This window comes from Streptococcus sp. 151470009-6 (assembly GCF_053628175.1).
Genome location: NZ_JBSEZF010000005.1, coordinates 95711 through 108604, shown reverse-complemented (window position 1 = coordinate 108604; position 12894 = coordinate 95711). Strand labels below are relative to the sequence as shown.

The window sequence follows — 12894 nt, the reverse complement described above, 5'->3', positions numbered from 1 at the left end:
TGAAAATATTATTTCAAATTAAAAAAGAAAGATAAATGGTGAAATCTATGAAAACACGTAACCGTAAAAATGGCTATTCCGCCAACACAGCTAAGCAATATGTTGATCAGAAGCAAGCGACTCATTGCTTGAGTACTGAATTTGAACCGCAAATCAAGTTTGAAGATGGTCAACCAACTGGCGAGATTATCGGTCACAAAGCCTGGTTCTCTCAAAAAGGGTTGCCACCGTTTCAAGTGAAATTTGAATCTGAAGTTGCTCTTCCGTCTTATCTAGCGATGGTTGACTTTGATGGATTAGAAGCCTGTGAGGTAGGCTACAATGTCTATTTCCGTGCGGATGGCATTAAAGAGGTCAAATAATGACTACTAAAGAACTTGCTCAGTATTTGCTCCAAGCCCTAAATATGGGGCTTGGCAGTATTATGGAGGGAGAAACAAGCTATACTAACTCTTTTACTATAAAAAATATGCAAAATGGTTTTCTATTTATCCCACGATTACCGGCTGGATATATCATTGACGATGAACTTTATCAGAAGATTTTTCTGATTGCTAATGCAGCTCTTTATCCTCGTTTTACTCTCCTTAAACAAAATTCAGCATATTTTGTGGCATTAGATACAGATGACATTCATGTCCAGCGTGGGCTCTTCTTTCCTTGGAAAAACGGTATATCTGAACGCCTAGTAATTTCTGATTTAGAAGAATTCGTAGGTAATCAAAAAGGGAATTTTATTCCAATCATGAAAAATCTTACTCTTGACTACAACAAAGTAACTTCGATGGCTATTGCAGGAAACAGCGGTTCTGGTAAGTCTTATGCTCTGACCTATTTTATGACTATGCTCAAAAATATTTCTGACTTGATTATTGTGGATCCTAAGTTTGATACACCTAGTCGTTGGGCCCGGGAAAATGGATTTCCTGTTCTCCATCCTCAAAGAAATCGATCTAAGTCAGATTTTGTATCAGAGATAAATGAAAATCTAAGTTCATGTTTGAATCTTATCCAAGAACGTCAAGAAATTCTCTATGATAATCCAGATCAAGAGTTTAAACATTTAACTATTGTAATAGACGAAGTTCTCGCGCTTTCTGAAGGTGTCAATAAAACGATAAAAGAATCTTTCTTTTCCCTCTTATCCCAAGTTGCACTTCTCGGACGAGCGACCAGAGTACATCTTTTATTAGTTAGTCAGCGTTTTGATCATAACACAATCCCGGTCTCTGTTCGAGAACAAATGAATGTACTCATTCAAATTGGGAATATCAACCAAAAAACAACACAATTTTTATTTCCAGATCTGGATCCAGAAGGGATTGTGATTCCTATTGGGAAAGGTACAGGATTAATTCAAATTATTGATAATGAGCATCCTTATCAGGTGCTACCTTTACTGTGCCCAACGTATTTTACTAAAAAAGGAATTTTATAATGCAAAAGGCTTTTTATCAAAAGACATTTAACATAATACGATATTTGTCTATTTATGCAATTCTCAGTATCGTCTTAAGTTTCACTTTCCACATCTTGATTTTTTTGCTTAACAATGAAATTTTTTCCAAAAGAGTTACTATAATCCAAAGTAAGCTACATTTGATTTCTATGCTATTATTATTAATCGGCATTTTACTGTTTATGCTACTTTCAACTTTATTAATAATTGAGCTGATAGATAGGTATAAAACAGATAAAATATCTAATTATATTGAATCAGTGAAACAAACTATGAGATTACGTTATTTTTTAATACAACACGAAGCTTCATCACCTTCTGCAAATAGTTTTCAAAGAAATCAAATTTTACGGGATTTCAATAAATCACTCTCAAATTGTATTGTTGATGTACGAAATGAGAGTGTCATAGTTGCTCTAAAATATCCTGCATCTCAGCAATCACAGCAAATTTTTAGAAATATGGAATCACATGTTAAGGAAGAAATCTCGAATTACAATCCTAAATTCTATTTTCATCTCCAGAGAGAATTGGAAATAGACTGTTTTACAAAGGTTCAAAAAGATAGTGAAAATAGAGTGTTTGACACACGTAGTGAATGTCAAACACACTCTATTTTCCAAAAATATTTATTCCTATTGGGGCTACTACGACAGCCCCCAATAGAGTAGTAATCAATAATCAAAAGGTTTGATTGTTGCATTTAAATATTAGTAATAGGTGAAAATGATGTTAAGCTACAAATCATCTGACAAATATTTCTCACTATTGAATAAAGGGAGTCCCTATAAATGAATAATAGAGAAAATTAAATCAATAAAAGAGGAAATTTTTATGACTAAAATTAGACGTGCTAGTAAGTGGACCTTCTTACTTTATAAAGATAGTATGCCAGAAAACTATCTAGATATTCTTGAACGTATGCGAACTCCATACGCTTTGAGTCCTTGGCATGACAAAGATGTAAACAAAGAAACGGGAGAATTTAAGAAACCTCATAAACATGGTGTGCTATTCTTCGATTCTCTCAAGAGCTACTCTCAAGTTTCTGAATTGTTGACTGAAAATTTGAATACTCCAGCCCATATTGAGATTGTGATGTCCCCATCAGGGTTGTATAATTATTTCACACATGCAGATAATCCGGAAAAAACTAGATATGATGTTAATGATATTGAATGCGGTTGTGGATTTGATCGAGAAAAATTTATTTTAGAAAATGATCATGAATTCTTCTTAGCTCAGGCACTTGATGTGATTGATACAATGGGATTTGTAGAATTTGGTAGTTTAGTAAGCTATGCTCGCGCACATGATCCTAATCTTTTGCGGTTGATCATGAATAAGAGCTATTTCTTTTCAAGGCTTATCGATTCAAAGAGGTATAGTAACTACGAAAAACAATATAAAGAACTTGAAAAGAATAAGTTACGTCCACGACTTAAAAAAACTCAAAAAGAACGGAACGGAGAGCTAGATAGGTGAATTCTAGTGAATTAACAAAATTGAACCAAATTGAAAATTTATTAACTATTTTGTTGAGTCTAATTCAACGTTATAATCAAAAGAGTATGTATTGTAATATTTTAACTCAGAAAGAACTACTTTCTATTCTTCATATTTCTCCCAACACTTTAAAAACTTGGGAAATGACAGGGCTAAAAAGATTAGAACCACCGATTGAGGGAACTAGAACCATTTTTTACAAAATGGAGGATGTGCTGAACTATTTAACTCCCTAATTATAAAATTGTGCTAAAATAGTAATATCACATGGAATAATGTGAGGTTGTTATTTTAGCCTTTTATATATCCGAATGTGAAAGGCTACTATGCAGAAAGAAACTATCATTCATAACAATCGAAAAGTCATTAAAACTACCAAGAGTAATGGAACTATTAGCTATACGCAACGTGGTGTGTATATTGGTGTAGACGTCAAAACTGGAAAAAAAGTTACATCCTCTATAACTGCTAAAACTCTAAAAAGTCTTGATAGGAAAATCATTCAAGCTCGACTTGAATTTGAAGCGAAGGGTTCAACTTTAAAAGAGACTTTGTTGATTAATAACTTCGAGGAGTTAGCTGAAGCCTGGTTTGTCAGTTTTATAACTTGGGTGACTTCTCAGAATACGATCAATCGAGTTCGAAGTTATCTTGATACCTATATCATCCCGAAGTTTGGTGAATATAGACCTGAAGAGATAAAATCTGCAGATATTCAGATTTGGGTTAATAAATTAGCTCAACAATCTAAAAAGTCAGTTGAATCAGGTGTTAAAAAATCCAAAAAGGGACACGCAAAAGATTTCGGTGCAGTTATCTATAAGCTTAGTGATATTTTTGATTATGGAATCACGAATTTCGAACTTTCTCATAATCCAGCTCGAACAGTAAAAATCCCTCCAAAACCGAAGGTGGTAAAGGAGAGAATTATGGTATTGCATGGAGATGACTTGGCTACTTGGCTGAACTATCTTGATACTCTTCCTGATACTCGAGCAAATCGACGATTCAAAGTTATCTGCGACACGCTGTTAGCTTCTGCGCTTCGAATCAATGAACTTCTTGCTTTATCAATCCATGATCTCGACTTTGATTCCAATGAAATCATCGTTAACAAGACGCTGATGTGGAAAGCTGGAAATAAGAAACTTGGGATTAAGGGTGAGATTGTTTGTAAGAGCAGTGCCAAAACTGATTCTGGTAACAGAAGAGTTGCAGTTCCAAGACAAGTTTTGGATAACTTGAAAGCTTTTCATGCTGAGATGAGTGATTACTTTGCGAGTCACGATTTACCAACTGTGGATCTAATTTTCCCGACAATTTACGGGAACTATATGTGTGACAGAAATGAACGTGCAACGCTTAAAAAGCGTTTGACTGAGTTGGGACTACCAAACTATGGTTTTCACCTTTTTCGTCATACACATGCTTCTTTGATGCTGAATGCTGGTGCGAACTGGAAAGAACTCCAGATAAGAATGGGACATAAGTCGATTAAAACGACTATGGACACTTATGCTGAATTGGCACCGAAAAAGAAAGCAGAAGCAGTTGAAATCTACCTCAAAGAAATTGCAAAATTGACGGCTTAGCAAAATGACTACATTTATGACTACATTTTCTATAGAACAATCTAAAAACGTTGATATAACGGCGTTTAAAGGGTGCTAAAATAACATTCACAACCTTTACAGAGGTTAAATAAGCATAACTCAAAACGCCTTACTGGGCGTTTTTTGCTTTATTGGCTGGCAGTCTATAGCTTTTCAGGAGAGATTTATGGCATTTTATCTTTGGATGTTTCCTCTACTTTTTATCTTTCACGATATGGAAGAAATTATCGGTCTTGTCCCTTGGATTCATTTCAACGAAACCTTGCTGGCCCAAAAGGCGCCAACTATTCTCAAAATCCACAAAGGAGTTACAACAGAGGGATTTGCCCTCGCTGTTTTTGAGGAATTCATCCTTGTCTTGTCCATGACTTTCTTAGCGTATTTTAGTCAATCTAGAGTTTTCGAATTAATTTGGTTAGGGGGATTTGTGGCCTTTTCACTCCATCTCTTGCTCCATATTGGACAATCAATTCTTCTCCGTAAGTATATTCCTGCTCTGATTACTTCTATCCTTTGTTTTCCTGTCAGTGCTTATTTGATTACAGACATCGTACATTTGTGGCAAGTTTCGACTAGCGAATTTTTCCTATTTTCACTGGTCGGTTCAGGAATCGTCGTCATCAATCTCCTCTTTGCTCTCTGGCTTGGGAAAAAGTATTCCACCTGGCTTGTTCACAAAAACGAATAAAATCCCCTGCAAATCTACATTGCAGAGGATTTATTTTTATTCTTGTACTTCTTTCTGAGCAGCCTTTCCTTGGTCTAGAAGGGCTTGGACGATTTTTTCATCGCGGAGTTTAACAGAGTCGTTGATCATTTCTGCAGATTTGACGATGGTTGTTTCTAGTTGAGCACGTTTCTGGCGGCCCAACTCAATGGCAGCAACGATACCTTGGTTTTGAGCGACTAGACTTTCAGCAAGTTTAGTAACCGATTCAACAGCTACTGTTGGACTTTGAGCAATTCGTTCCATCTGCGGAATCACTTCCTTGCTGGTTTCAGCTAGCATCTGAAGGGCAGCATTGTTGGCATTGACAATGGCATCTGCCACGACACCTGATTTCATCGATTGTTGCAAAATACCAAGTTGGGCAATCGAAAGCTTCATGGTTGGAATGGTATTGCGACGAAGCATGCCCAATTTTTGGCGCATATCCGATGAAACTTTGACGAGATTACGCATTTGTGGAGTCGTCGTCCAAGCTACGTAAAGGCGGCTAACATACTCTGTATGTTGTTGTTCCAGTGTATTGACCACTTCTGCCATACGAGCTAATTCTTGGGCCTTGGTTTGATATTCTATCGTACTTGAATCTAGTTGATCTACTTGAGTCTTCAATTCTGCAGCGCGATTCCCAGCTTCTGCCTGACTGGCCTCGATAAAGGAAATAACTCCCACTAGATTTTCAATGGATTTGGTATTGTCCTCAATCAGCATTTCAGCAGAAACAATATTTCGCGCCAGCACATCTTCTTGCTTGACCACAGCAGCAGCCATACCATCTAGCTTTTGCTCAACTGTTTTTGAGTCAAAATAAAATTCTTGCAGACTGTTCTGACTTTTTTTAAACAATTTTTGCAAAAAGTTTGGCTTTTCTTCCAATTCTGCAATTTCAGCATTTTTGTATTTGGCTACAAAACCTTGGAGTTCACGGTTGGTATTTTTCAGCAAGTCATCCACCTGCGGAATTTGCAGTTTCTTCTGCTCGGTCAAGATACGGTTAACGGTACCATTGACACCTTCCACCGCTGATTGACCAAAGTCCAAGAGAGCATTTTGGTCTGTGACAAACTGATCTACCAACTGAGGCACGCGCCCCTTAATCTGCTCTTGTTGCTCAGGACTTAGCTTTTCAAGAAAAGTGATCGTCTGGGCTGAGCCTGTATTGGTCTCGATGATTTCGGTTGTCTTGTCCACTTTGGCCACTGTATTATTAGCAATCTGATCAATATCAAAATTAAATTCTGTCATGGTTACTCCTTTGTGTCTACCCTATTCTTTGCGATCTTTTCCTAAGATACGCAGGCTAATATCAAAATCGCGCATATCTGTTTCATTGAGCTCTCTCAAAACTTGGTCTAGCTCAAGGTCAAATTGTTCGATAGCTGCTTTAGCTTGTTCCAAGCGTTCTTCCGCCCGATTATAATTTTTGGGATTTGCCTTAATCTTTAAATAGCCCTCTAAAATCGTTTGGAATTTCTCCATTTTTAAACTATGAATAGCCGTCAGCTCTTCTTTGGCTCCAACATCCGAAGACTCGATTTTGTCGAGAATCGCTTGATGGTCCGCAGCAATATTTGCCAAGGTCTGAGACAATTCAGGCGCCAATTCTTCGGGCTCCTTATTGTCGATGTCTACCAGACTCTCTCTTTCTAGTCGCTCTAGCTGGACGTCTATGGTCGCCCTTACTGAACGAACCTTTTTATCAATGCGACTATAAACAGCTTCGTCAATATAAGATTTTAAACGATTGGCCTCTTGATGAATTTCTTGAAGTTCAATCAAGACCTGATTAGCTAGGCTTTTATAGGCTGCTGATCCTTTTTCAGACAAGGTCTCTTCTAACTGCTGGATATCTTTATCGGTCTGACGAATCCGCGCTTTTAAAAGCTCAATCTGATCTTCCAAAGAACGATCCTTCAAGAGAGGATAACGCCAACGCTTATAGACTAGATAAGCCCCGAAACCTATCAAGCCACAAATTGCCAAAGGCAGAGCTACCTGAACCAAGAGACCTAGTAAAAACAAGCCACCCCAGAAATAAAGGCATCCTTTCAATAATACATTACCCGATTTCATAAACATTCCTTATCTTAAGTTTATAAATCTATTTTAGCACAAAAGCTGAAAATGAGGGCGGAAAAGTCAACTAAAACACGGATTTCTTTACACTATAACTAGAAAGATTCTCGATGACTAAAAGCACTCCTTCCGACAATGCCCAAACCCAGAATTCAACGGTTTAAGACAAAGCAAAAAGCCCATAACCATGGGCTTTTCGTAAGATATTTCTTAAAATTAAAGCATTTTGTTGTAGAATTCAACGACAAGCGCTTCGTTGATTTCTGGGTTGATTTCGTCGCGTTCTGGCAAGCGAGTCAATGAACCTTCCAATTTCTCAGCGTCGAATGATACGAATGCTGGACGTCCAAGAGTAGCTTCTACTGCTTCAAGGATAGCTGGAACTTTCAATGATTTTTCACGAACTGAGATCACTTGACCTGGAGTTACGCGGTATGATGGGATATCAACACGTTTTCCGTCAACAAGGATATGACCGTGGTTTACGAATTGACGAGCTTGACGACGAGTAGTCGCAAGGCCAAGACGGTAAACAACGTTATCCAAACGACGTTCCAAAAGAAGCATAAAGTTGAAACCTAGGATTCCGCCTTTGATTTTTGTAGCTTGTACGAACAAGTTACGGAATTGTTTTTCACCTACACCGTAAGTGAAACGAAGTTTTTGTTTTTCAGCCAATTGCAAACCGTATTCTGACAATTTAGAACGGTTGTTTGGTCCGTGTTGTCCTGGTACGTAGTTACGACGTGCCAATTCTTTACCTGTACCTGTAAGTGAAAGGCCAAGGCGACGAGCTTGTTTCCAAGATGGTCCTGTATAACGTGACATATGTATGTCCTCCTGATATAAATAATATTTCGGTGGAAATAGTCACTTAGAAAGCCCTGATTCGTGCAGATGCCCTTCGCCTAAACAGCCAAGGTTACTTGTCATAAGACACCTGTTGACGAGCTTCATGCTTTCCTGCTGCTATTTCACACAAAGGCTATTGTACCATGAAAAGCTAGATTTGTAAAGGGATTTTACAGCTTTATTTCAAATTGAGGCTGAATGTAAACTTGCTTCCTAAGCCATACTGACTTTCTGCTGTGATTTCGCCACCAAGCTGATGGGCTAGTTCGCGTGCAATCGCAAGACCTAAGCCATGTCCACCTGTCTTCATATTGCGCGAAGTTTCTACACGATAAAGTCGTTTAAAGATCTTTTCCAAATCCTCAGGAAGGATCCCCTGACCCTCGTCTTTCACACTGATTGTCAGCTCTTGTTCTGTTAATTGGGCAAGAACCTCGATTCTGGTTCCTGGTTCTGAATATTTAAAGGCATTGTTTAACAAATTGACTAGAATGCGAGAAAGTTTGTCAGAATGGCTCTTGATTTTCGCTGACTCAGGTGATACTTGAATGTAAACATCCCGCTCCTCTTGTTCAATCTGGAGTTGAAATTCACTCATTGACTCAATCAGCAACTGATCTAAAAAGACCTCTTCGACTTCTTCATCAGTAGTAACTTGAGGTTGGGTGTTCAGAGTCAAAACATCCAATTCCTCCACTAGCTTGTTTAGACGCTCAGTTTGCCGGCCAATCGTGGCTAAGTAGTGGAGCCGCTCCTCTTCCTTGATCACTCCATCTAAAATTCCCTCCACAGTAACCTGAATGGAGGTAATGGGAGTTTTAATATCGTGAGAGAGTTGCGCAATCATCATTCTCTTTTCTTGCTCGCTCTCATCAAGTGATTGAAAGGTAGCCTGCAAATTGTGAGACATGTCATTAAAAGCCTGCCCCAGCTCTTGAAATTCTAATGGGCCCTTGGTTTCGATTTCTGTGCTGAAATCCTTGCTTGCTATATCCTGAGCTTGTTTTTTCAAATGTTTCAGAGAAGAGAACACAGGCGACAAAAGAAAGATGCTCACTGCAGCGCCAATGAAACTAGCAATCAAGGTCATTCCAACTAGAAAGTAAACTTCACTTTTCTCAATCAACATTCGTTGGACTGCCCAGAAAACGACCAAAATCGTTAGTAGAGTCGACACTAGATACCCCACTAAAATATAGTTTTTTAATTTCATTTTCTACCTCTTGGTCTTTCCATCTTATAGCCCAAACCCCAGACAGTTTTGATAGCGGGAGCATTTGAATTTGTATACTTGGTCAACTCTTGCCTCAAAGCATGGATATGAACATTGAGTGTATTGGTATCATCCACATAGTCCTCTTGCCATACCTTCTCGTAAAGTTCCGTCTTTGAAAAGACTCTCTCGGGATTGCTGGCTAATATCCATAGAAGTTCAAAGGATTTTACTGTCAATTCCAATGGTTGCTCCCCAATGCGAACCTCATGAGTCACATGGTTGATTACCAAGTCACCAAACTCGATCTGTTCGGTCTCTCCTCCACGGCTAAGGCGACGCAAGATATTATTCACTCTTAAAACCAATTCGCGTGGGCTAAAGGGTTTGACTATAAAATCATCTGCCCCCAAACTTAATCCATAAATCTTATCCTGTTCGCTTGTCTTAGCAGTTGTAAAGAGGAAGGGTTGATCCGGAGCGATATATTGAACTTCACTGATAAAATCATAGCCATCCATATTGGGCATCATGATATCTGTGATAATGAGGTCGATAGATTTTTTTCTGAAAAGTTCTAATCCCTCCTTACCATCATGGGCGACCAAAACATCGTAACCTGCCTGTATAAGATAGCGGTTTTGAATATCTAGAATATCTATCTCATCATCAACCAGCAAAATTGTCTTTTTCATCTGACACTCCTTCGATAAAAACAGTGTTATACTTGCTTTAGTATAACACTATTTTCCCTAATGTTTAAGTGATTTGAATCTTAATCTTCTCGTTTGGTTGTCAAACCTAAAAGTCCAACAAGACCTGCCAAGGCTAGACCAAAGATACCAAGCCCAGCTGTAGCTGTTTTAGCTTCCCCAGTATTTGGTAACATCGCTTTATCATCTTTTTTCATCATATTAGCCATTGGGCTAGAAGCTGGTTGATCTACTTTCATATCTGACATATGGTGATTTGTACCCATCATACCCTCAGTCATACCTGTAGAGCCTGTTTCAGAAGGCTTCGTATTCATCTGACCTTGTTGAGATGGTATTGTCGCCATTTCTTTTCCACGAAGTCGAATCGTTACTTGACGAGTAGCAATCAGATTGGTCAAATCAGGTTTGCCGTCTTTAGAACCATACACTTTGACAGTAGCTTGGTAAGTGTGAGTGCCATTGGCACGAAGTTGGTCTAGAAGGGCTTGTCCTTCTTTGCCTGTCGTGTTGCCATTCAAATCCACTTCGTAGAAATATTGGCCTTTAGCCAAGCCTTCAAGTGGCAATAGAGCAGGATTTTTAGCTATTCCATTGTCTGACCATGGGGCTTTGTCTGAGGCTTTTAACAAGAGGCGAGTCAACATACCATCTCCACCAAAAGCTTCGTATGGAATAACTTGGTTGACACCGGCCAAGAATGGACCTGGAACATTTGCTTTGTCAAGGTAGCTAGCTGGGACATCAATCATGTCTTTGACATTGTTAACAACAGAGTCTTTAACCTGATTTGGTGTGGTTGAAGCGTTCAAATTAACAGTCAAATCTTTAGTCGCTACCAGATTAGTTAAGTCAGGCTTGCCGTCTTTTGAACCGTACACCTTGATGGTGGCCTTATAACTTTGAGTGCCGTTTTGTTTTAAGAGGTCAAGAAGCTCTTTATCAGATTTTCCTTGAGTTCCGGCCAAATCCACTTCATAGAAGTAGAGGCCTTTGCCCAATTTTTCTACTGGTTGGAGGGCGGGATTTTTAGCTGTTCCATTGTCTGACCATGGGGCTTTGTCTGAGGCTTTTAACAAGAGGCGAGTCAACATACCATCACCACCGAAAGCTTCGTATGGAATAACTTGGTTGACACCGGCCAAGAATGGACCTGGAACATTTGCTTTTTCAAGGTAGCTAGCTGGGACATCAATCATGTCTTTGACATTGTTAACAACAGACTCTTTAACCTGACTTGGTGTGGTTAAACCATTCAAATTAACAGTCAAATCTTTAGTTGCTACCAGATTAGTTAAGTCAGGCTTGCCGTCTTTTGCACCGTACACCTTGATAGTAGCTTTATAGCTTTGAGTTCCATTTTGTTTCAAGAGATCAAGCAACTCTTTATCTGATTTTCCTTGGGTGCCTGCTAAATCCACTTCGTAGAAGTAAAGGCCTTTGCCCAATTTCTCTACTGGTGGGAGAGCAGGATTTTTAGCTGAGCCGTTGTCTGACCATGAAGCCTTGTCGGATGCTTTCAAGATAAGGCGTGTTAACATGCCATCGCCACCAAAAGCTTCGTATGGAATGACTTGGTTGACACCAGCTGTAAATGGTCCTGGGAAATTAGCTCTATCCAAGTAAGAAGCTGGGACATCTACTGTATCTTTGGTGTTATCAGCCACACCTTTTTGCACTTCAGCTGGGGTGGTCAAACCATTCAAGTTGACATCCAAATTTTTAGTCGCTACCAGATTAGTTAAGTCAGGTTTGCCGTCTTTTGCGCCGTACACTTTGATGGTAGCCTTATAGCTTTGTGTACCATTTTGTTTCAAGAGGTCAAGCAGCTCTTTGTCTGACTTACCTTGAATACCTGCCAAGTCTACTTCATAGAAATAGAGACCTTTGCCTAATTTTTCTACTGGTGGGATAGCAGGATTCTTAGCTGTTCCGTTGTCGGACCATGGAGCCTTATCAGATGCTTTCAAGATAAGGCGTGTTAACATGCCGTCACCAGCGAAGAATTCGTATGGAATGACTTGGTTGACACCAGCTGTAAATGGACCTGGGAAATTAGCTCTATCCAAGTAAGAAGCTGGGACATCTACTGTATCTTTGGTATTGTCAGCCACACCTTTTTGGACTTCAGCTGGAGTAGTCGCTGGTTGCGCTTCACTGGCTTCAAGGTCTTGTCCAGAAACTGTAGACTCAGGACTTTCCACAGGTTTAACTGCATCTTCTGTTTGTTTCTTAGAGTCAGGTTGTGCTTGCACTTCTTCTTTTGGTGCTACTACCGGCTCTTTAGCAGTTGCGTCCGCTTTTTCTGAAGAGCTTGTGGTATCCACACTTGCTTTAGGTGTTGGAATAGACTGTTCTGAAGGAAGAGCTACATCGACTGCTTTTTTGAGAACCTCTGCTGGTAAGTCGCTCTTTTCACTCACCGAAGTTGCGTCTGGCACGACTTGGGTAGGAGTCGGATTGACGACATCAGCACGCGCAGAACTTGGTTGACCAACTAGGACAAAGAAGCCACTGGCCACAACAACTGAAGCAACACCGACACTGAGACGGCGAATAGACCAACGAGTATATCTCTGATTTGGATTGAATTTCATAGGATTCTCCTTAGAGTTTTCTTTTTTTTTGATGACTCTAGTATAATCTCCTAAAATTAAAAAGGATTAAGAAAAAGTTAAAATTTTTCTTAAATCCCTCTTATAAAATACTTATATTGACTCGTTAATTATTAGGAA

The 12894-nt window shown here is 39.1% G+C and carries 13 protein-coding genes; 7 read left to right on the top strand and 6 right to left on the bottom strand.

Translation table 11 applies throughout. The features are described 5' to 3' along the window. The first annotated feature begins 47 nt into the window (after nucleotides 1-47). From ACUW6H_RS07705 to ACUW6H_RS07675, 7 genes are all read left to right on the top strand, one after another. The gene (locus ACUW6H_RS07705; RefSeq protein ID WP_454363636.1) at nucleotides 48-362 is read left to right on the top strand and encodes a hypothetical protein; all 315 of its coding nucleotides are present in this window, start codon (nucleotides 48-50) and stop codon (nucleotides 360-362) included. Further along, entirely contained in the window at nucleotides 362-1438 is a 1077-nt protein-coding gene (locus ACUW6H_RS07700; RefSeq protein WP_454363634.1) for a cell division protein FtsK, read from the top strand. The genes ACUW6H_RS07705 and ACUW6H_RS07700 overlap by 1 nt, the downstream gene beginning before the upstream one ends. After that, complete coding sequence (locus ACUW6H_RS07695) at nucleotides 1438-2130, top strand: hypothetical protein (RefSeq protein WP_454363632.1); 693 nt, start codon at nucleotides 1438-1440, stop codon at nucleotides 2128-2130. Before ACUW6H_RS07700 ends, ACUW6H_RS07695 begins: the two co-directional genes overlap by 1 nt. Before the next feature lie 163 nt (nucleotides 2131-2293). Beyond that, complete coding sequence (locus ACUW6H_RS07690; RefSeq protein ID WP_454363630.1) at nucleotides 2294-2944, top strand: replication protein; 651 nt, start codon at nucleotides 2294-2296, stop codon at nucleotides 2942-2944. Further along, nucleotides 2941-3201 (top strand): hypothetical protein, encoded by a 261-nt coding sequence (locus ACUW6H_RS07685; protein WP_454363628.1) that lies wholly within the window; start codon nucleotides 2941-2943, stop codon nucleotides 3199-3201. The genes ACUW6H_RS07690 and ACUW6H_RS07685 overlap by 4 nt, the downstream gene beginning before the upstream one ends. 90 nt (nucleotides 3202-3291) lie before the next feature. Continuing rightward, nucleotides 3292-4557: a tyrosine-type recombinase/integrase gene (locus ACUW6H_RS07680; RefSeq protein ID WP_454363626.1), complete on the top strand. Its 1266-nt coding sequence runs from the start codon at nucleotides 3292-3294 to the stop codon at nucleotides 4555-4557. A gap of 187 nt (nucleotides 4558-4744) precedes the next feature. Beyond that, nucleotides 4745-5266: an HXXEE domain-containing protein gene (locus ACUW6H_RS07675; RefSeq protein WP_454363624.1), complete on the top strand. Its 522-nt coding sequence runs from the start codon at nucleotides 4745-4747 to the stop codon at nucleotides 5264-5266. Between the two features lie 36 nt (nucleotides 5267-5302). Here ACUW6H_RS07675 and ACUW6H_RS07670 read toward each other — a convergent pair whose 3' ends face one another. The 6 genes from ACUW6H_RS07670 to ACUW6H_RS07645 all read right to left on the bottom strand — a co-directional run bounded on the left by ACUW6H_RS07670 (nucleotide 5303) and on the right by ACUW6H_RS07645 (nucleotide 12756). After that, on the bottom strand, nucleotides 5303-6550 hold the full coding sequence (locus tag ACUW6H_RS07670) for a toxic anion resistance protein (RefSeq protein WP_454363622.1): 1248 nt from the start codon (nucleotides 6548-6550) through the stop codon (nucleotides 5303-5305). A gap of 21 nt (nucleotides 6551-6571) precedes the next feature. Beyond that, nucleotides 6572-7378, bottom strand: coding sequence for a hypothetical protein (locus tag ACUW6H_RS07665; RefSeq protein ID WP_454363620.1), 807 nt, complete (start codon nucleotides 7376-7378; stop codon nucleotides 6572-6574). Between the two features lie 219 nt (nucleotides 7379-7597). Continuing rightward, the gene (gene rpsD, locus ACUW6H_RS07660; RefSeq protein WP_000092756.1) at nucleotides 7598-8209 is read right to left on the bottom strand and encodes a 30S ribosomal protein S4; all 612 of its coding nucleotides are present in this window, start codon (nucleotides 8207-8209) and stop codon (nucleotides 7598-7600) included. A gap of 202 nt (nucleotides 8210-8411) precedes the next feature. Beyond that, complete coding sequence (locus ACUW6H_RS07655; protein ID WP_454363541.1) at nucleotides 8412-9446, bottom strand: sensor histidine kinase; 1035 nt, start codon at nucleotides 9444-9446, stop codon at nucleotides 8412-8414. After that, entirely contained in the window at nucleotides 9443-10141 is a 699-nt protein-coding gene (locus tag ACUW6H_RS07650; RefSeq protein WP_000751223.1) for a response regulator transcription factor, read from the bottom strand. Before ACUW6H_RS07650 ends, ACUW6H_RS07655 begins: the two co-directional genes overlap by 4 nt. A gap of 80 nt (nucleotides 10142-10221) precedes the next feature. Further along, a complete protein-coding gene (locus ACUW6H_RS07645) occupies nucleotides 10222-12756 on the bottom strand; it encodes an SSURE domain-containing protein (protein ID WP_454363539.1) in 2535 nt (844 codons plus the stop codon). Nucleotides 12757-12894: the final 138 nt, after the last annotated feature.